The organism is Streptomyces sp. NPDC093109, assembly GCF_040701725.1.
GTDB lineage: Bacteria > Actinomycetota > Actinomycetes > Streptomycetales > Streptomycetaceae > Streptomyces.
In genome coordinates, this window is record NZ_JBFBEZ010000003.1 from 24,719 (window position 1) to 43,578 (window position 18,860).

An 18,860-nucleotide genomic window follows, 5' to 3' on the forward strand; every position below is an offset into this window, starting at 1 on the left:
GCCTACTTTACGCGGCCCGCCGGGGCCTGCCTGCGCCAGGGCTCCGCGATGGTGCGCAGGGTGGTGGCGGTGGCGACGGCGGCGGTGACGGCCTCGTGTCCCTTGTCCTCGTGCGAGCCTTCGAGGCCCGCCCGGTCGAGGGCCTGCTCCTCGGTGTCGCAGGTCAGCACGCCGAAGCCGACCGGGACTCCGGTGTCGATGGAGACCTGGGTGAGGCCCTGGGTGACGCCCTGGCACACATACTCGAAGTGCGGGGTGCCACCGCGGATGACGACTCCGAGGGCGACGACCGCGTCGTATCCCCGGTCGGCGAGCACCTTGGCGACGACCGGCAGCTCGAAGCTGCCGGGGACGCGCAGCAGGGTCGGTTCGTCGATGCCGAGGTCGCGCAGGGCGCGCAGGGCACCGTCCACCAGTCCGTCCATGATCTTCTCGTGCCACTGCGCGGCGATCACGGCGACCCGGAGGTCTCCGCAGTTCTCCACGCTCAGTACGGGTGCGCCGTTGCCGCTCACGTCTCTCCTCGGGGGTGGTGCGGGGTGTGGTGCCGGTCGTTGTGCCGGTCGTTGTGCCGGTCGGTCACTGGTTGCCGCAGGTGGTGGCCGCGGCCGGGTCGAGCCAGGGCAGGTCGTGGCCCATCCGGTCGCGCTTGGTGCGCAGATAGCGGAGGTTGTGCTCGCCCGCCTGGACGGGCATCGGCTCGCGTCCCAGGACCCGCAGCCCGTGCCGGACCAGCGCGTCCGTCTTCTCCGGGTTGTTGGTCATCAGGCGCAGGCTGCGGACCCCGAGGTCGTCGAGGATCCGCGCGCCGGCCGCGTAGTCGCGGGCGTCGGCGGGCAGGCCCAGCTCCAGATTGGCGTCGAGGGTGTCCCGGCCGCGCTCCTGGAGTTCGTACGCGCGCAGTTTGGAGAGCAGGCCGATGCCCCGGCCCTCGTGGCCGCGGAGATAGACGACGACGCCCCGGCCCTCGGCGTGGACGCGGTCCATGGACGCCTGGAGCTGGGGGCCGCAGTCGCAGCGCTGCGAGGCGAAGATGTCGCCGGTGAGGCACTCGGAGTGGACGCGTACCAGCACGTCCTCGCCGTCGCCGAGTTCGCCGTGGACGAGGGCGACGTGCTCGACGCCGTCGACCGTGGAGCGGTAGCCGTAGGCGGTGAACTCGCCGTGCGCGGTGGGGAGGCTGACCTCGGCCTCGCGCCGTACGGACGGCTCGGAGCCGGCGCGGTAGGCGATCAGGTCCTCGATGGAGATGATCGTCAGGCCGTGCTTGCGGGCGAACGGGATCAGCTCGGGCAGCCGGAGCATCACCCCGTCCTCGCCGGCGATCTCCACGATCGCCCCGGCAGGCCGCAGTCCGGCGAGGCGGGCCAGATCGACGGCCGCCTCGGTGTGGCCGTTGCGGACGAGGACGCCGCCCGGCTTGGCGCGCAGCGGGAAGACATGGCCGGGCCGGACGAAGTCGCCGGGCCCGGCGTCGCCCGCGGCGAGCAGCCGGAGCGTGGTGGCGCGGTCGGCGGCGGAGATACCGGTGGTGACGCCGTGCTCGGCGGAGGCGTCGACGGAGACGGTGAACGCCGTCCGCATCGACTCGGTGTTGTTGCCGACCATCTGCGGGAGTTCGAGCCGGTCCAGCTCCGGGCCCTCCATGGGAGCGCAGATCAGTCCGCGGCACTCGCTCATCATGAACGCGATGATCTCGGGGGTGGCCTTCTCGGCGGCGATGACGAGGTCGCCCTCGTTCTCGCGGTCCTCGTCGTCCACGACGACGACGGGGCGGCCGGCGGCGATGTCGCGCACGGCCTGCTCGACGGGGTCGAGGGAGAGGTCCTCGGCGTTGTCGGTGGAGTACCACCGGACGGGACGGGGGCTGGTGGTCATGCTGCTGCTCCTTCCAGGGACGGGGCGCCGGCGCGGGAGCGCTGCCACCAGTCGCGCATCCCCCACAGGACGAGGGCGAGGTAGATCACGTAGACCAGACCGGAGAAGGCCAGTCCGCTGCTGAAGGCGAGCGGTACGCCCACGACGTCGACGAGCAGCCAGGCGAACCAGAACTCGACGAGTCCCCGGGCCTGGGCGACCATCGCGGCGAGGGTCCCGACGAAGATGTACGCGTCGGGCCAGGGGTTCCAGGAGAGTTCGGGTACGGCGGTGAAGAGCCCGCCCACGGCGAGGGTGCCCACGGCCGTGCCGCCGAGCAGCACCCCGCGCTCGCGCCAGGTGGCGAACCGTACGGCGATCGAGCCGTCCTGCGCCTGCTGCCGGCCGCGCTGCCACTGGCGCCAGCCCCACAGCGCCACGCCGATGACCAGGAGCTGCTTGCCGATCCCGCCGCTGAGCTGGGCGGACGCGTAGGCGCCGACCAGGATCAGGCCGGAGAGGAACTGGGCGGGCCAGGTCCAGATCGAGCGGCGCCAGCCGAGCGCGAGGGCGGCCAGACCGATGATGTTGCCGATCATGTCGGACCACAGGATGTGCTGGCCGAAGGCGGCGAAGGCCTCGCCGTTCAGCCACGAGAGGGCGCTCACCGTTCGGACTCCTCGGCGGATCGGGCGCCGAGCAGGCGCTCCACGTGCTTCGCGATGATGTCGACTTCGAGGTTGACCGGGTCGCCGGGGCCCTTGAGGCCGAGTGTGGTCAGCGCGAGGGTGGTGGGGATGAGGCTGATGGTGAAGTGGTCGGCCGCCGCGTCGACCACGGTGAGGCTGACGCCGTCCACGGTGATGGAGCCCTTCTCCACGATGTAGCGGGTCAGGCCGGCGGGCAGCGAGACCTTGACGATCTCCCAGTGTTCGGACGGGGTGCGTTCGACGATGGTGCCGGTGCCGTCCACATGGCCCTGGACGAGATGTCCGCCGAGCCGGCCGCCGAGGGCCATCGGCCGCTCCAGGTTGACCCGGGAGCCGGGCACGAGGGCGCCGAGGCTGGAGCGCTTGAGGGTCTCGGCCATCACATCGGCGGTGAACTCGCCCTCGGCCAGCTCCACGACCGTGAGACAGACGCCGTTGACGGCGATGGAGTCGCCGTGCTTGGCGCCCTCGGTGACGACGGGGCCACGCAGCCGGAAGCGGGAGGCGTCGCCGAGGTTCTCGACGGCGGTGACCTCTCCCAGCTCTTCGACGATTCCCGTGAACATTCAGTGCTCCTTGGTGACAGGGGTGGTGGCCGGGGCGGTCTCGGGTACCGCGGTGATCCGCAGATCGGGTCCGATCCGTACGGTCTCGGTCAGCCGGAGTCGCAACGCCTCGGTGATCGTGGTGATTCCGGCGTCGGCGAGCGCCGCGGGGCCGGCGCCGAGCAGGACGGGGGCGAGATAGCCGATGACGCGGTCGACGGCGCCCGCGGCGACGAAGGAGCCGGCCAGCGCCGGGCCGCCTTCGAGGAGTACGGAGCGGACCCCGCGCGCGTGCAGGGCGGCCAGCAGCGCGGGGATGTCGAGGCCGCGTTCGGCGGCGCGGGGCAGTCGTACGGTCGTACGGTCGGGCGCGTCCGCGACGGCTGGGGCGGCGTCCTCGGCGATCGCGATCAGGGTGGGCGCGGCGTCGTCGAGGACGCGGGCGCCGGGGCGTACGGCGGTGGCGTCGGTGTCCACGACGACCCGCAGCGGCTGGACGGCGCCCTCGACGCCGCGCGCGGCGAGGTGCGGATCGTCGGTCCGTGCGGTGCCGGAGCCGACCACGACCGCGTCGGCCTCGGCGCGCAGCCGGTGGACGTCGGCGCGGGCCTCGGCGGAGGTGATCCAGCGGCTGGTGGCGTCGGCGGCGGCGCTGCGGCCGTCGAGCGTGGCCGCGTACTTCCAGGTGACATGGGGGCGGCCGAGCCGTACGGAGGTGAGCCAGGCGGCGTTGCCGGCCTCGGCCTCCTCGGCGAGCAGCCCCTGTTCGACGGTGACTCCGGCGGCCCGCAGGGTCTCGGCGCCGCCCCGGGCCTGCGGGGTCGGGTCGGCGACCGCGTACACGACCCTGGCGATGCCCGCGTCGATGAGCGCGCGGGCGCAGGGGCCGGTGCGGCCGGTGTGGGCGCAGGGTTCGAGGGTGACGTACGCGGTGCCGCCCCTGGCCAGGTCGCCGGCCGCGCGCAGGGCGTGGACCTCGGCGTGCGGGCCGCCGGCGCGGTGGTGGAATCCCTCGCCCGCGAGGTGCCCGGAGGCGTCGAGGACGACACAGCCGACGACGGGGTTGGGGCTGGTGGAGCCGAGTCCGCGCGCGGCCAGCGCGATCGCGCGGCGCATGGCGTCCGCGTCGGTGTCGGCGTCCGCGTGGGTGCCGGGTGCGGCTTCCGTGGCCACCGGGTCCTCCTGCCTCTTCGGGCACGGACTCCGGGGCCTGTCGATGACGACAGATGAAGCGGGAACGCACAGGGGAAACGCCAAGGCCGGGGCATCCTGCCGGTCCGCTGAGGGACCGGCGAATCACCGGCATCGACGTGCCCATGAGGACCCGCCGCGCACTGCCTCCCATCCGGACTTTCACCGTCGGTCCAGGAATCTCACCTGGTCAACCGGCCGCTGGATGCGGACGGGTCGCGGACTATAACCGCCGGTTCGGAATTGCACCGACCCCGGAGTGCGCTGCTGCTGATACCCGCCCAGTGTGCCACGGCCGCTCGTCGGCCATCCGGGTGAGCCCTGTGGCCTCGCTCACAGTGACATCCCCGTCTCGAAGCGTGGACAGACGCGTCCGGCACGGCCCCCCGGGCTCAGGAAGTGAACAGCTCGTCCTGGGCCGCCTCCCGCGCCGTCAGCAGCGCTCCGCGCAGGACGGCCGCGCCGCCGAGCGAACCGGCCCCGACCTCGGTGCGCAGCGGCGACATGGCGGCGAGCCGCTCCTCGACGCGGGCGGCCAGGGCCGTGCCGCCCGCGTGACCGACCTCGCCCGCGAGCACGATCAGGCCGGGGTCCAGGACCGCGGCGACCGCCGCCGTACCGAGGGCCAGCCGGTCGGCGAGGGCATCGAGGAACGCGCCGGACGCGGCCTCCCCGGCGCCCCCGAGGCCGACCACCGCGGCGCGCACCAGGGCGGCGGCGGGCGGCTCCTGGGGTCCGGCGGCGGCCGTCAGACCGTACTCGGCGGCGAGTTCGCACACGGCGGCCGAGCCCGCCAGGGAGTGGAAGCCGCCGTCGCAGCCGGTCGCCGACGGCAGCCGTACGGTGCCGGGCACGGGCAGGAAGCCGATCTCGCCCGCACCGCCGGAGGCGCCCCTGCGGAGCCGGCCGTCGAGCACGACGGCCGCGCCGACGCCGTGGCCGAGCCAGAGCAGGACGAAGGTCTCGTGTCCCCGGGCCGCGCCGAGGCGCTGTTCCGCGAGGGCCGCCAGATTGGTCTCGTTCTCCACCAGGACGGTGGCGGGCAGCCGCTCCTGGAGGACGGTGGTCAACCGCCGGTGCCAGGCGGGCAGTCCGGTGGTGTCGCGCAGTTCGCCCGTGCCGGGGTCGACCAGGCCGGGGGCGCCGATGCCGACGCTGTGCAGGGGGACGGCGCCGGCCTGCCCGGCCGTACGTTCCAGCAGGGCGACGGCGCGTTCGACGGCGGCCTCGGTGGCGGTGTCGCTGCCGATGGGCAGGACCGCCTCGGCGAGGGGCGTGCCGAGCAGGTCGGCGACGACGACGGCGACGCTGTGGGTGCGGACGTCGAGGCCCGCGAGATGGGCGCGGTCCGCGACGATCCCGTACAGCCGGGCGTTGGGGCCCCGGCGCCGGTCGCCGCTCTCGCCGACGATCCGGACCAGACCGGAGCCCTGGAGCCGCTCCACGAGATCGGCGACCGTCGGTCTGGAAAGCCCGGTCAGCGTCTTCAACTGCCCTGCTGTCAGGGGCCCTTCCTGCTGGAGCAGCCCGAGGGCGAGCCGGTCGTTGATGACCCTGGCGGTGCTCGGGGATGCGGCCATGCCGGGATCCTTCCAGATCGGGAGCGCGCGACGCTCTATTTATCAGGCAGGCTTCCTGATAGTTTACGGCGGCGCCGGAGGACGGCGCACCGACGCGAAGGACGGAACGGGATGGCGGCCGAAGTGGACGACGACAAAGCGCGGTTGCGGCGGGCCAGGATCGCCGTCGCCGCCGTCTTCTGTGTGCACGGAGCGGTCACCGGCAGCTTCGCCACCCGGATCCCGTGGATCCAGGACCACGCCGGGCTCAGCGCGGGCCAGCTCGGCCTGGCGCTCGCGTTCCCGGCGCTCGGCGCGTCACTCACCATGCCGGTGGCCGGCGCCATCGGCCACCGCTTCGGCGCGCGGACCGCGCTGCGCGGACTGCTCGCGCTGTGGACCCTCTCGCTGACGCTGCCGGCCCTGGCGCCAAATCTCGGCACGCTCTGCGCGGCGCTGTTCGTGTTCGGCGCGGCCTCCGGCATGTCGGACGTCGCGATGAACGCGATCGGGGTCGAGACCGAGAACCGGCTCGGCAAATCGATCATGTCCAGCCTGCACGGCATGTGGAGCGTGGGCGCGCTGATCGGCTCCGCGGCCGGCGCGGTGGCCGCGCATCTGGGCGGCGACGCCCGGCTGCACCATCTGCTCGCGGCCCTCACGCTGACCGTGCTGGGCGCCGTCCTCTGCCAGGGCACGCTGGACCCGCCCGCCGCACCCGACGCGGAGGCGCCGCCGGCCTTCGCGCTGCCGCCCAGGTCCGCGCTGCTGATCGGCGCGGTCGGGTTCTGCGCCGTCTTCGCGGAGGGCGCGAGCATGGACTGGTCGGCCGTCTATCTGCGGGACATTCTCGGCACCTCGCCCGGCATCGCGGCGGCCTCCACCACGGCCTTCGCGCTGACCATGGCCGTGGCGCGGCTGGCGGGCGACAAGGTGGTCGACCGGTTCGGCGGGGTACGGACCGTCAGGGCCGGCGGGGTGCTGGCCGCGGTGGGCGGGGTGCTGGTCGTCGTGGCCCCGCATCCGGCGCTGGCGATGGCCGGTTTCGGGCTGATGGGGCTCGGCGTGGCCGTGGTCGTCCCGCTCGCCTTCTCGGCGGCCGGGCGGTCGGGACCGAACCCGAGCCAGGCCATCGCGGGGGTGGCGACGATCACGTACACCTCGGGCCTGATCGCCCCCTCGGCCATCGGCGCGATCGCCGACGCGACCTCGCTGGTGGTGTCCTTCGGGCTGGTCACGGTGCTGGCCTGCGGGCTGGTGGCGGGCGCGGGGGTGCTGCGTACGGGCGACCGGCGGACGGCCTCCGGGGAGACCTCGGCGGCGAAGTCCGGCGCCGCGGGCCCTGCCTGACCGACCATCAGCCCTTCGCCAGGGCGTAGGCGTACTCCGGCGTGAACGAACCGGCCGCGCCCGCGCAGCCGTCCGACTCCCCCGGCAGCTTGATCCAGAGGTACGCGTCGACGCGGGCCTCGCCGGTGTCCGTCGTCGGTGCCCGGCCGAGCGCGCGGCCCGCCGGATCGCACCACTCGCCGTCGGGCGGCGCGCCGTTGCCGTTGCGGCTGGTGTCGATGACGGCGCCGAGCCGGTCAGGACCGCCGAGCGCGGCGAGCACCCGGCGGGCGTAGGCGGCCTCGTCGGCGGTGCGGTGGAAGTTGGAGACGTTGGTGAAGACGCCGTCCCCGCTCCCGGCCGCTCCTGCCGCGCGCAGCAGCGACGCCTGCTTGGGCGCGGCGTGCCAGCCGGAGTGGCCCGCGTCGAAGTAGACCTTCGCGCCGGGGGCGGCGGCGTGGATCGTACGGCCCGCGCGGGCCAGGGACGCGTACCGAGCGGCGCGCGCCGGGGCGTCGAGGCAGTCGGAGAGCGCGACCGAGTCCGGTTCGAGGATGACGATGGCGGGTCCTTCGCCGATGCCGGCCGCGAAGTCCCTGATCCAGCCGTCGTACGCGGCGGTGTCGGGCGCACCGCCCTGCGACGCGCCGCCGCAGTCCCGGTCGGGGATCGCGTACGGCACGAGCACCGGCACCCGCCCGGCCGCCGCGGCCCCCGACGTCACCTCGCGGACCTCGCCGGTGACGGTCCCGGGGTTGTACGAGGGGAACCAGACGGCGGCGGGCCGCGCCGCGATCCTGGACTCGATGAGCGGGCGCCGGGGGTCGTCGCGGTGCGCGCCCACCCAGTCGAGCACCTGGGACTCGGGGTGGCGGTAGAGCGGGGCCGCGGCCGGTTCCGTACGGGCCGCCGGCTTCGCCGTACGGGCCGTGGACGGCGCGGAGGCCACCGAGGGCGCGGGGGCCGACCCGGGCGAAGGGACCAGGCGCGCCGGTGACGCCGACGCGGCGGACGACGCCGGTACCGGCTCCGACGGCGACGGGGTGGTCGCGGGCACCGGGATCCCGGGCAGCGGCGCGAGCGACGGCGTCGCCCGCGCGACCTCGGGAAGCGCGGGTTCGCGCGCGGACCTGTCGCCCACCGCGGACATCATCCCGCTGACCGTACCGGCCACGACCACGGCCGAGGCCGCGACGGCCATGGCGTTCCTGCGGACCGCACGCCGCCGTTCCCGTTGTTCGGCACGCCGCCGAACGCGCGTTCCCGCCACGGATGTTCCCCTCCTCGTACCGGCCGCCGCCCGGTCACACTCCGGAACACACTCCGGTCCGGCGGCACCCGCGAGAGCCTACGTCCGGCGGACCGCCCGCACGGGCCCGGAGCGGAACGCCCACCCCCATATCGCCCCCGTTCCCCGCACGGACGCCGATCACGCTGGACATCTGGCGTAGATACGCCACCGACATCGCCAGGGCCGCGCCGGTGGACGTACCGGGGGCCACACCGGAGTCCGGTGCGGATCAGCGCGCCAACAGGCCTCAGTCCTCCGGCAGTTCGACCGGCGCGAGCGCGTCGTACAGATCGCCGGGCCCGGGGTTGGTGGCGTCGGTGGCGCCCCCGAAGTGCCGCATCACACCCCACACCGCGTTCAGCGCGGTCTGTACGGCGCCCTCGGCCCAGCCCGCCGTCCACGAGATGTCGTCCCCTGCCAGGAAGATCCCGCGCTTGCCGGCCGGCAGCCGGTCCTGCATGAAGTGCGTGAACAGGCGCCGCTGATAGCGGTAGTGGCCGGGCAGGTTCGCCTTGAACGCGCCCATGAACCAGGGCTCGTTCTCCCAGGAGACCGTCACCGGACTGCCGATCACATGGCGCCGGATGTCGACCTTCGGATAGATCTCGCGCAGCGACGCGAGCATGACCTCCATCCGCTCCTCGGCCGACAGCGGCAGCCACTTCAGACTGTCGTCGCACCAGGTGTACGAGAGGCAGATGACGGCCGGCCTGCCGGGCCCGTCGTCCAGCAGATACGTCCCCCGGGTCATCCGGTCGGTGAGCGTCATCGACATCACGTCGCGCCCGGTCTCCGCGTCCGTGTCCCGCCAGAACGGCCGGTCCACCGGCACGAACAGCTTGGTCGACTCCATGTAGTGGGTGCGCTCCATCGCCGTCCAGTGGTCGATCGGGAAGAGCGCGTCGTCGCAGGCGATCCGGGACAGCAGCAGCCAGGACTGCGCGGTGAAGACGGCGGCCCGGTACGTACGGATCCGCCCCGAGGCGTCCGTGACGGTGATCCGGTCGCCGGCCGTGCGGCGCAGCCCGGTGACGGCGGGCCGGGGCACGCCGTCGTGCAGCGAGGACAGCGACGTCCCGGCCGGCCAGTGGGTGAGCTTCCCGGGCTCCCGCTCCCAGAGCCGCAGCGGGAGCTGCTCGCTGCCGCCGACGATGGAGCGGTGGTGGTCGTCGGCCTCGGTGTAGACGATCCGCAGGATCTCCAGGATGGAGTTCGGGAAGTCGGTGTCCCAGCCGCCCGTGCCGAAGCCGACCTGGCCGAAGATCTCCCGGTGCCGGAACGAGGCGAACGCCGGGGAGTCGCAGAGGAAGCCGTAGAAGGTCTGGTCGTCGAGCTTCTCGACGAGCCGCGCCCAGATCTCCCGGATGCGCGGTACGTCGCGCTCGCGCAGCGCGCGGTTCATCGCGGAGAAGTCGGCGCCCTCCTCCAGGCAGGTGTTCCAGGCGTCCATCACCTCGCGGAAGACCGGCGGCAGTTCGTCGGCGGTCCGCGCGTAGTGGGACTCGCCCTTCAGATCGACGACGGTCGACGGGGTGCCGGGGGCCAGCGGGTTGGGGAACGGCCGGGTCTCCAGGCCCACCAGATCGATGTAGTGCTGGAGGGCGGTGGAGGAAGGGGGGAAGCGCATCGCGCCCATCTCGGCGGTGAGCGCGGGGTCGCAGCCGTCGAAGCCGGCCGTACGGAGCCGGCCGCCGATGCGGTCGGCCTCGTACACCACCGGCTTGAGCCCCATCTTCATCAGCTCGTACGCGGTGACGATGCCGGAGAGCCCGCCGCCGATGACGGCGACCTCGGTGCCGTGCTCGGTCGCCGGTATCTGGCCGAGCCCGGCGGGATGGGCGAGGAAGTCGTCGTAGGCGTACGGGAAGTCGGGGCCGACCATGGTGATGGGCGGCGGCGCGGACGTCATGAGGGAGGGCTCCTGGCGGCAGATCAGGTACGGGGAAGGGACGCGGTGGGAAAGGTCAGCCGAGGGCGCCGTACAGCCCCGGGCGCCGGTCCGCGAGGTACGGATTGGCCGCGCGCGAGGCGCTCAGCAGCCCCGGATCGACCTCGCCGAGCAGCAGTTCCTCGCCGTGCCCCGCGCGCACCCGGGTCGCGCCGTCGGGCGCGGCCAGACAGCTCAGCCCGATGAACTCGAACTCGCCTTCCTGGCCCGTCCTGTTGACGTACGCCACATACATCTGGCTCTCGAAGGCGCGGACCGGGACCATGGATTCGGCGACGAACCGGAACGGATGCATCTGGGCGGTGGGCACGAGCAGCAGATCGGTGCCCGCGAGCGCGTGTGCCCGGACGTTCTCCGGGAACTCGACGTCGTAGCAGATCATGATCCCGAGCCGCAGTCCGGCCAGTTCGGCCTGGACGACGGGGTGCTCCCCCGGGGTGAACCACTCCCGCTCGAAGCGGCCGAAGAGGTGGGTCTTGCGGTAGTTGGCGAGGCGGTTGCCGTCCGCCGCGACGAGCTGGGCGGAGTTGTAGATCTTCCGGCTGTCCCGCTCGCCGTCCCGCTCGGGGTAGCCGTAGAGCACCGCGATTCCGTGCCGTACGGCGATCCGGGCGACGGCCGCCGCCCCGGGCCCGTCCGCCGGCTCGGCCAGCCGGGGCACGGCGTCGCCGAGGGCGTAGCCGGTCAGGAACATCTCGGGGCAGACCAGCAGCCCGGCCCCTGCGCCGGCGGCGCGTCCCGCCGCCTCGTCCAGGACGGCCAGATTCCCGGCGACCGAGCCGGGCCGGCCGGAACTCTGGAGCAGGGCGGTGCGCAACGGCGGCATGGCTGACCTCGGGCGGTGCGAAGGGGGCTGGACAGGGCTGGACACGTGGGTCCGGGGGGATGTCCCGACCGTACGGTCCGGGCCGCGCGGCGGACAAGACACGGCTGTTGCGCGTACGCCGTCGATCCGTTGCGTCTTTCGCGGCCCGTCCGGTGATCCGTTGTCTCAGCCGGGGATGCCCGGGGAAATGCCCGAGGAGGACCGCCGCAGCAGCGGGGAGAGCACGAGCACGGACTTGGTGCGCTCGACGTACGGCTCGCCCGCGATCCGTTCGAGCACCTGCTCGAAGTGGCGCATATCGGCGGCGAAGACCTGCGCGATGGCGTCCGCCTCACCGGTCACGGTGGAGGCGGCCACCACCTCAGGCATCCGCTCCAGACCCCGGCGGATGGCCTCCGGCGAGGTGTTGCGGCCGCAGTAGATCTCGATGAACCCCTCGGTCGCCCAGCCCAGCGCCGCCGGGTCCACCCGTACCGTGAAGCCGGTGATCGCCCCGGCGGCCCGCAGCCGGTCGACGCGCCGCTTCACGGCGGGCGCGGAGAGCCCGATCCGGGAGCCGATGTCGGCGTAGGTGCGGCGGGCGTCCTCGGCGAGGGCGTGGACGATGCGTTCGTCGAGATCGTTGAGTCGCACTGCTGGTGGTTCTCTTCCGCGAGGCCGGCTCCGTGCGGGCCGGCGGGCCCGGGACGGGTACGTGCAGGTGTACGGGTACGGGTACGGGTATGGCGCGGACCCGGGCCCGCGCCGTTACACAGTGGACCACACCGCCCGGTCCCGGCCGGTCAGCTCCAGCTGGCGTGCAGCGGCTTGCCCTCGGCGTAGCCGGCGGCGCTCTGGACGCCGACGATCGCGTTCGCCGCGAACTCCTCCAGGGAGTTGGCGCCCGCGTACGTGCACGAGGAGCGCACGCCCGCGATGATCGAGTCGATCAGGTCCTCGACACCGGGCCTGGCCGGGTCGAGGAACATCCGCGAGGTGGAGATGCCCTCCTCGAACAGCGCCTTGCGCGCCCGGTCGTAGGCCGACTCCTCGCTCGTACGGTTGCGCACGGCGCGGGCCGAGGCCATGCCGAAGGACTCCTTGTAGAGCCGCCCGTCGGACGCCTGCTGGAGGTCGCCCGGGGACTCGTACGTACCGGCGAACCAGGAGCCGATCATGACGTTCGACGCGCCGGCGGCGAGCGCCATGGCGACATCGCGCGGATGCCGCACGCCGCCGTCGGCCCAGACGTGCTTGCCATGCTTCTTCGCCTCGGCGGCGCACTCCATGACGGCGGAGAACTGCGGCCGGCCCACCCCGGTCATCATGCGGGTGGTGCACATGGCGCCGGGGCCGACCCCGACCTTGATGATGTCCGCGCCGGCCTCGATCAGATCCCGTACGCCCTCGGCGGCCACGATGTTGCCCGCGACGACCGGCACCTTCGGGTCGAGCGCGCGGACCGCCCTGACGGCGGCGATCATCGACTCCTGGTGGCCGTGGGCGGTGTCCACGACGAGGGTGTCGACGCCCGCGTCGAGGAGCTGCGCGGCCTTGCCCGCGACATCGCCGTTGACGCCGACGGCGGCGGCTATCCGCAGCTTGCCGGACGCGTCGGTGGCGGGCGTGTAGAGGGTGGCGCGCAGGGCGCCCTTGCGGGTGAGGACGCCGACGAGCCGGCCGTCCGCGTCCACGGCGGGGGCGAGCTTGCGGTTGGCGTTGTCGAGCGTGGTGAACGCCTCGCGCGGGTCCAGGTCGGCGGCGAGGGACACCAGGTCCTTCGTCATCACCTCGGAGAGCTGGGTGAACCGGTCGACACCGGTCAGATCGTGCTCGGTGACGACCCCGACCGGCCGGCCCTCGCCGTCCACGACCACGCCCGCGCCGTGCGCCCGCTTGGGCAGCAGGGAGAGCGCGTCGCCGACGGTCTGGAGCGGGCTCAGCACGATCGGGGTGTCGAGCACGAGATGGCGCGTCTTGACCCAGGAGATGACGTCGGTGACGACCTCGATCGGAATGTCCTGCGGAATGACGACGAGCCCGCCGCGCCGGGCGACCGTCTCGGCCATCCGGCGGCCCGCGATCGCGGTCATGTTCGCGACGACGAGCGGGATGGTGGTACCGGTGCCGTCCTGGGCGGAGAGGTCCACCGCCTGGCGGGAGCCCACGGCCGACCGGCTCGGCACCATGAATACGTCGTCATAGGTGAGGTCGTACGGCGGCTGCTGGTCATTGAGGAAGCGCACGTGCTGGCATCCAGTCGATCGGAGGTGCCCCGGTCGGTGGAGCCGGGGAAAACGCACGTACTTGATTCTCCCACGGAGGGGTCCGTAACCGCCCCGGGACGAACCTCCAGCGTCGCGAGGGACGCTCTCGTGCGATCCACCAGACCGGTGGCCCCGGCCGCTACTCGGCGTCCGGGTCCATGCGCTCCAGCGCCGGCCGCGGTGCCGGCGTGAACTCCGTCAGCAGGAAGTCGGCCGCCGCCGTGTCCGTGACCAGGCTGGTGACCAGCCCGGAGCGGAGTACGGCACCGATCGCCTCGGCCTTGCGCAGCCCGCCCGCGATCGCCACGACCTCGGGGATCCGGCGCAGCCGGTCGGCCTCGACCGTGATGCACCGCTCGCCCAGATCGCGGCCGACGAGCCGCCCCTCGGCGTCGAAGAGGTGCGCGGACATCTCGGCGGCGACACCGAGCGTGGAGTAGTGGGTCCGCTCCTCGTCCGTGAGCATGTCGTGGACGGTGGAGATACCGGGCTCCCAGGAGCCGATGGAGACGGCCGCGACCGTGACCTTGTCGAAGTACGCGAAGGCCCGCGCGATGCCGGGCTGCGCGCGCAGCGCGGCGGCGGTGGCCGGGTCGGGCAGCAGCATCGGCGCGTAGATCGGGTGCGCCTCGCCGCCGGAGACCTGGGCGGCCCGCCGTACGGCCTCGACGGAGCCGCGCTCCGCGGTGCCCGCGTCGTACACGCCGGTGAGCTGGACGACCGTACAGGGCGGCAGCCGGTCGAGCGCGGCGGCCATATGGATGGTGGACCGGCCCCAGGCCAGGCCCAGCACATCGCCCTCGACCACCAGTTCGCCGAGGAGTTCGGCGGCGACCTCACCGAGGTTCTCCGGGTCGGGCGACTCGTCCTCGCCCTCGGCGGGCGACTCGACGACCACCGCGTGCCGCAGACCGTAGCGGGCGCGCAGCGCGTCGGAGCGCTCGGCGTCGAGTTCGGCGGGGACCCTGATCTCGATCCGTACGAGATCCCGTTCCAGGGCCGTCTCCAGGACCCGCGCCACCTTGAAGCGGCTGACGCCGAACTCCTCGGCGATCTGGATCTTGGACTTGCCCTCCAGGTAGAAGCGACGCGCCATGGCCGCCGCCTGCACCAGCTCCGCGGGTCCCATCCGCAGGGCCGGCCGACCTGCCGACATACCAGGCACCGCGATCTCCTCACTTCTGTTCACACTCTGGACTCGCCGTTCATCCTGTCAGATGGGGCAGCCTTGATCGGCCCGTGCGGGCCCTGTTCATGTTCCCGTACCCCGGCCGACGCCGCCGAGGCGTACCCGGCCGACGCCGCCGGGGCGGGCACTCAGTGTCCGCAGGCCCAGGAGGCCGCGCCGGTGGCCTTCGCCGCCTGCTCGCGCAGGGTCCGTACGGCCGCCGCGGGGTCGTCCGCCCCGTACACGGCGGAACCGGCGACGAACACGTCGGCGCCCGCCTCCGCACAGCGTTCGATGGTGGTGGCCGAGACCCCGCCGTCGACCTGGAGCCAGAGTTCGAGGCCGTGCTTGGAGATCAGCTCGCGGGTGCGGCGGATCTTGGGCAGCATGATGTCCAGGAACGCCTGGCCGCCGAAGCCCGGCTCCACCGTCATGATCAGCAGCATGTCCAGCTCGGGCAGCAGATCCTCGTACGGCTCGATGGGCGTCGCCGGCTTCAGCGCCATCGACGCCCGCGCCCCCTTGGCGCGGATCTCGCGCGCCAGCCGTACGGGGGCGGCGGCGGCCTCCGCGTGGAAGGTCACGGACCCGGCGCCCGCCTCGACGTACTGCGGGGCCCAGCGGTCCGGGTCCTCGATCATCAGATGGCAGTCCAGCGGGGTGTCCGTCGCCCGGCCGAGCGCCTCGACCACCGGGACGCCCAGGGTCAGATTGGGCACGAAGTGGTTGTCCATGACATCGACATGGAGCCAGTCGGCGCCTTCGACCGCTTTCGCCTCCTCGGCGAGTCGGGCGAAGTCGGCGGACAGGATGCTGGGGTTGATCTGGGCCATGTGCCAAGCCTGCCATGCTCCGGGCGTCCTCCGGACCGCGCGGTGGACGTCCGTGCGAATTCATACCTCGCAATCCGCGCGTCTCGCCGCACACTCCACGCGCGCTCAGGCGGTACGGCGGAGCACCGCGAGATACATGGCGTCCGTGCCGTGCAGATGCGGCCACAGCTGGACGTCGGGGCCGTCCCCCAGCGCCGGTACGCCCGGCATCAGCGGCCTGGCGTCGAGCCACTCGGCCTCGACGGCCGGCCCCCCGCGCCCCTTGAGGACGTCCTCGACGACGACCCTGGTCTCGGCGAGATGCGGGGAGCAGGTCGCGTAGCCGACGACGCCCCCGACCCGTACCGCCTGGAACGCCTCGCGCAGCAGCCCGCGCTGGAGCGGCGCGAAGCCCTCCAGATCCGCCGGGCGGCGCCGCCAGCGCGCCTCCGGCCTGCGCCGCAGCGCGCCGAGGCCCGAGCACGGGACATCGACCAGGACCCGGTCGAAGGAGCCGGGCGCCCACGGCGGCCGGGTGCCGTCCGCGGTGATCACCTGGTAGGGACCGGGGTTCCCGGCGAGCGCGCGCTCGACGAGCCGGGCCCGGTGGTGCTGCTTCTCTGCGGCCAGCAGGAAGGCGCCGCGCTCGGCGGCGAGCGCGGCCATCAGCGCCGCCTTGCCGCCGGGCCCCGCGCAGGCGTCGAGCCAGCGCGCGTCGGGGCCCTCCAAGGGCGCCCGGGCGACGGCCGCGGCGACCAGCTGGCTGCCCTCGTCCTGGACCCCGGCCCGGCCGTCCCGTACCGCCTCCAGCGCGCCGGGCTCGCCGCCCTCGGCGAGCCGTACGGCATACGGCGACCAGCGCCCCGGCAGCGCCGAGTCCTCGCCGAGCACGTCCATCAGCTCGTCGACGGTGACCCGGCCAGGACGGGCGACGAGTGTCACCTCGGGCCGCTCGTTGTCGGCGTCCAGGAGGTCCTCGATCCCGGCACGCCCGCCGCCCAGCGCGTCCCAGAGCGCGGAGACCACCCAGCGGGGGTGCGAGTGGACGACGGCGAGGTGCTCCTCGGCGTCGTCGTCGTACGGCGGCGCGACCCGCTCCACCCAGGTCTCCAGGTCGTCGCGGGAGATCTTCCGCAGGACCGCGTTGACGAACTTGGCCCGCCCGTCCCCGAGCACCACCCGGGCCAGCTCGACGCTCGCCGACACGGCCGCGTGGGTCGGGATCCGCGTGCCCAGCAGCTGGTGCGCGCCGAGGGCGAGCACATCGAGCACCGGCGGGTCGACCTCGCGCAGCGGCCGGTCGATACAGGCCGAGATGATCGCGTCGTACGTGCCCTGCCGGCGCAGCGTCCCGTACACCAGCTCGGTGGCGAGCGCGGCGTCGCGCGCCTCGAAGTCGCTCTTCTCGCGGGCCTTCTTGAGCAGCGGCGGCAGGACGAGGTTCGCGTACGCGTCCCGCTCGTCGACCGCCCTGAGCACCTCGAAGGCGAGGAGCCGCACGGGATCCTTCTTGGGGCGGCGGTACTGCTTGGCACGAGGGGCCTGCTGGTTCAAAGGTGCTCCGCGGTGAGAAGAGTCGAACCCGCCCACCTTACGTCGTCTTACATCGTCGGCCCCTGCGCCCCGGCGCCCAGCACCTCGCCCGGAGCGATCCGCACGCCGCGCGCCCAGTCGGCGGCGCGCATCGGCTTCTTGCCCTGGGGCTGGACCCAGAGCAGCTCGACCGCGTGCGACCCGGTGCCCACGTGCACATGGTTCTTGCCCGCGGACAGCTCCCCGGGCGCCAGCTCCGTCCGCTCCGGCACCGGCGCCGCCTGGACCAGCTTGAGCCGCTCCCCGCGGAAGACGCTCCACGCGCCGGGCGCGGGCGTGCAGGCGCGCACGACCCGGTCGACGCGCAGCGCGGGCGCCGCCCAGTCCACCTGTGCGTCCTCGACGTTGATCTTGGGCGCGAGCGAGACGCCCTCGGCGGGCTGCGGTACGGCCTGGAGCGTGCCGTCCTCGATGCCGTCCATGGTCGCGGCGAGCAGCCCGGAGCCGGCGAACGCCAGCCGGGTCAGCAGGTCGCCGCTGGTGTCCGTGGGCCTGACCTGCTCGGTGAGCACACCGTAGACGGGCCCCGAGTCGAGACCCTCCTCGATCAGGAAGGTGGCCGCGCCGGTCAGCTCGTCGCCGTGCAGCACGGCGTGCTGCACGGGTGCGGCGCCGCGCCAGGCGGGCAGCAGCGAGAAGTGCAGATTCACCCAGCCGTGCGCGGGGATGTCCAGCGCGGACTTCGGCAGCAGCGCGCCGTACGCGACGACCGGGCAGCAGTCCGGGGCGATCTCGCGCAGCCGCGCCAGGAAGTCCTCGTCGCGCGGCTTCGCCGGCCGGAGCACCTCGATGCCCGCCTCCTCGGCACGCTGCGCGACCGGACTGGCGACGAGCCGGCGCCCGCGCCCCGACGGCGCGTCGGGCCGGGTCACGACGGCGACGACGTCATGCCGGTCGGACGCGATGAGCGCGTCCAGGGCGGGTACGGCGACCTCGGGGGTGCCGGCGAAGACGAGCTTCATCGGTGGCTGACTGCCTCTCGTACGTACTGCGGGCTGACGCGGAGCGGCCCATCAGTCTAGTGGAGCGAGTCCGGGGTCCCGGCTGCCAGGCAGTGCCCGGCGGTGCCCGGCGGGGCCTCGTGCAGGGGGGCGTACGACGGCCCGTGCGCCCCGCGCATACGCGCATACGGCTCCGCAGCGTGACCAGATCGCCAGGTGGCGCGTTGTCAAGAGAGATTGACCACGTGGACCGCACGGGTGCGGTCCCTCCTTTTCAACGCCGGTTCGAGAGGCTTGTTCATGGCCGACCACGCAACCCACGACGCACAAGCCCGGGCAAGTCTGCACCTGTTGGTGCGGGACATCGAGCGCGTACGTCGGCAGGTGGACGCACTGCGCACGCTCACCGCCCAGTTGGGCAACGTCTACCGCCCGCGCCGTTCGGGCCCTTCCACGGGCTTCGTCGTCTACGGCAGGGCGCCCGCCCCGACCGTACGCCTCGCACAGGAGCTGAGGGACAGTGTCGAGACCCTGGTGACCGCGGCGGTGGACTTCGACCGCTCGCTGGGCTTCTCGTGGGACGCGGTGGGCTCGGCGCTGGGGGTCACCAAGCAGGCGGTGCACCGGCGTTACGGCACCCGGCGGGCCACCCCGCAGCCCACCGTGCCCGACCCGCTGCCCAGCGCCGCCCCGGCGGTCCCGGCCGCCCGCTCCATGCCGCCACAGCCCACCGCGGCCCTGCGGGAGGAGTCCCGTCCGACGGCCTTCCCGGGCCCGAGAGGAGGCTGACGGGCGCCGCCCCGGACCCGAGCGCCCGGTCCGGGCCCCGAGACCGGGCGCCGAG

17 protein-coding genes and 1 riboswitch are annotated in these 18,860 nt (G+C 73.5%); of the genes, 2 read left to right on the forward strand and 15 right to left on the reverse strand.

What is annotated here, in order from left to right; genetic code table 11:
• Nucleotides 1-2: 2 nt before the first annotated feature.
• The 6 genes from ribH to AB0389_RS04445 all read right to left on the reverse strand — a co-directional run bounded on the left by ribH (nt 3) and on the right by AB0389_RS04445 (nt 5,883).
• Entirely contained in the window at nt 3-515 is a 513-nt protein-coding gene (gene ribH / locus AB0389_RS04420; RefSeq protein ID WP_366393806.1) for a 6,7-dimethyl-8-ribityllumazine synthase, read from the reverse strand.
• A gap of 64 nt (nt 516-579) precedes the next feature.
• The gene (locus tag AB0389_RS04425) at nt 580-1,878 is read right to left on the reverse strand and encodes a bifunctional 3,4-dihydroxy-2-butanone-4-phosphate synthase/GTP cyclohydrolase II (RefSeq protein WP_366393807.1); all 1,299 of its coding nucleotides are present in this window, start codon (nt 1,876-1,878) and stop codon (nt 580-582) included.
• Entirely contained in the window at nt 1,875-2,525 is a 651-nt protein-coding gene (locus AB0389_RS04430; RefSeq protein WP_366393808.1) for a nicotinamide mononucleotide transporter family protein, read from the reverse strand. The genes AB0389_RS04425 and AB0389_RS04430 overlap by 4 nt, the downstream gene beginning before the upstream one ends.
• Nucleotides 2,522-3,133 carry a riboflavin synthase gene (locus AB0389_RS04435; RefSeq protein WP_366393809.1) on the reverse strand — a complete coding sequence of 204 codons (612 nt, stop codon included), beginning with the start codon at nt 3,131-3,133 and terminating at the stop codon, nt 2,522-2,524. The genes AB0389_RS04430 and AB0389_RS04435 overlap by 4 nt, the downstream gene beginning before the upstream one ends.
• On the reverse strand, nt 3,134-4,285 hold the full coding sequence (gene ribD, locus AB0389_RS04440; RefSeq protein ID WP_366393810.1) for a bifunctional diaminohydroxyphosphoribosylaminopyrimidine deaminase/5-amino-6-(5-phosphoribosylamino)uracil reductase RibD: 1,152 nt from the start codon (nt 4,283-4,285) through the stop codon (nt 3,134-3,136).
• 154 nt (nt 4,286-4,439) lie between these two features.
• Nucleotides 4,440-4,570, reverse strand: a riboswitch (FMN riboswitch).
• A gap of 125 nt (nt 4,571-4,695) precedes the next feature.
• On the reverse strand, nt 4,696-5,883 hold the full coding sequence (locus tag AB0389_RS04445) for an ROK family transcriptional regulator (RefSeq protein ID WP_366393811.1): 1,188 nt from the start codon (nt 5,881-5,883) through the stop codon (nt 4,696-4,698).
• Between the two features lie 111 nt (nt 5,884-5,994).
• Here AB0389_RS04445 and AB0389_RS04450 point away from each other — a divergent pair, with 111 nt between their 5' ends.
• Nucleotides 5,995-7,212 carry an MFS transporter gene (locus tag AB0389_RS04450; protein ID WP_366393812.1) on the forward strand — a complete coding sequence of 406 codons (1,218 nt, stop codon included), beginning with the start codon at nt 5,995-5,997 and terminating at the stop codon, nt 7,210-7,212.
• 7 nt (nt 7,213-7,219) lie between these two features.
• Here the strand turns inward: AB0389_RS04450 and AB0389_RS04455 are convergent, their stop codons facing one another.
• From AB0389_RS04455 to fmt, 9 genes are all read right to left on the reverse strand, one after another.
• Entirely contained in the window at nt 7,220-8,392 is a 1,173-nt protein-coding gene (locus AB0389_RS04455) for a glycoside hydrolase family 6 protein (protein ID WP_366393813.1), read from the reverse strand.
• A gap of 337 nt (nt 8,393-8,729) precedes the next feature.
• On the reverse strand, nt 8,730-10,391 hold the full coding sequence (locus AB0389_RS04460) for an NAD(P)/FAD-dependent oxidoreductase (RefSeq protein ID WP_366393814.1): 1,662 nt from the start codon (nt 10,389-10,391) through the stop codon (nt 8,730-8,732).
• A gap of 55 nt (nt 10,392-10,446) precedes the next feature.
• Nucleotides 10,447-11,256, reverse strand: a complete 810-nt coding sequence (locus AB0389_RS04465) for a carbon-nitrogen hydrolase family protein (protein ID WP_366393815.1) — start codon at nt 11,254-11,256, stop codon at nt 10,447-10,449.
• Nucleotides 11,257-11,421: 165 nt separating this feature from the next.
• The gene (locus AB0389_RS04470; RefSeq protein ID WP_366393816.1) at nt 11,422-11,889 is read right to left on the reverse strand and encodes an Lrp/AsnC family transcriptional regulator; all 468 of its coding nucleotides are present in this window, start codon (nt 11,887-11,889) and stop codon (nt 11,422-11,424) included.
• A 149-nt stretch (nt 11,890-12,038) separates the two neighbouring features.
• Nucleotides 12,039-13,481, reverse strand: coding sequence for a GuaB1 family IMP dehydrogenase-related protein (locus AB0389_RS04475; RefSeq protein ID WP_366393817.1), 1,443 nt, complete (start codon nt 13,479-13,481; stop codon nt 12,039-12,041).
• A 160-nt stretch (nt 13,482-13,641) separates the two neighbouring features.
• Complete coding sequence (locus AB0389_RS04480; RefSeq protein ID WP_366393818.1) at nt 13,642-14,691, reverse strand: sugar-binding domain-containing protein; 1,050 nt, start codon at nt 14,689-14,691, stop codon at nt 13,642-13,644.
• Between the two features lie 128 nt (nt 14,692-14,819).
• On the reverse strand, nt 14,820-15,503 hold the full coding sequence (gene rpe, locus AB0389_RS04485; RefSeq protein WP_366393819.1) for a ribulose-phosphate 3-epimerase: 684 nt from the start codon (nt 15,501-15,503) through the stop codon (nt 14,820-14,822).
• Between the two features lie 105 nt (nt 15,504-15,608).
• Complete coding sequence (locus AB0389_RS04490; RefSeq protein WP_366393820.1) at nt 15,609-17,036, reverse strand: transcription antitermination factor NusB; 1,428 nt, start codon at nt 17,034-17,036, stop codon at nt 15,609-15,611.
• Between the two features lie 47 nt (nt 17,037-17,083).
• A complete protein-coding gene (fmt, locus tag AB0389_RS04495) occupies nt 17,084-18,037 on the reverse strand; it encodes a methionyl-tRNA formyltransferase (RefSeq protein ID WP_366393821.1) in 954 nt (317 codons plus the stop codon).
• 279 nt (nt 18,038-18,316) lie between these two features.
• On the opposite strand from fmt, the gene AB0389_RS04500 reads away from it, so the two are divergent.
• A complete protein-coding gene (locus tag AB0389_RS04500) occupies nt 18,317-18,805 on the forward strand; it encodes a hypothetical protein (RefSeq protein ID WP_366393822.1) in 489 nt (162 codons plus the stop codon).
• Nucleotides 18,806-18,860: the final 55 nt, after the last annotated feature.

Coding starts and splice junctions, on each gene's coding strand:
- AB0389_RS04425 (WP_366393807.1), bottom strand. CDS start 1,878: ATGACCACCAGCCCCCGTCCCGTCCGGTGGTACTCCACCGACAACGCC.
- AB0389_RS04435 (WP_366393809.1), bottom strand. CDS start 3,133: ATGTTCACGGGAATCGTCGAAGAGCTGGGAGAGGTCACCGCCGTCGAG.
- AB0389_RS04445 (WP_366393811.1), bottom strand. CDS start 5,883: ATGGCCGCATCCCCGAGCACCGCCAGGGTCATCAACGACCGGCTCGCC.
- AB0389_RS04450 (WP_366393812.1), top strand. CDS start 5,995: ATGGCGGCCGAAGTGGACGACGACAAAGCGCGGTTGCGGCGGGCCAGG.
- AB0389_RS04455 (WP_366393813.1), bottom strand. CDS start 8,392: ATGGCCGTCGCGGCCTCGGCCGTGGTCGTGGCCGGTACGGTCAGCGGG.
- AB0389_RS04460 (WP_366393814.1), bottom strand. CDS start 10,391: ATGACGTCCGCGCCGCCGCCCATCACCATGGTCGGCCCCGACTTCCCG.
- AB0389_RS04465 (WP_366393815.1), bottom strand. CDS start 11,256: ATGCCGCCGTTGCGCACCGCCCTGCTCCAGAGTTCCGGCCGGCCCGGC.
- rpe (WP_366393819.1), bottom strand. CDS start 15,503: ATGGCCCAGATCAACCCCAGCATCCTGTCCGCCGACTTCGCCCGACTC.
- fmt (WP_366393821.1), bottom strand. CDS start 18,037: ATGAAGCTCGTCTTCGCCGGCACCCCCGAGGTCGCCGTACCCGCCCTG.
- AB0389_RS04500 (WP_366393822.1), top strand. CDS start 18,317: ATGGCCGACCACGCAACCCACGACGCACAAGCCCGGGCAAGTCTGCAC.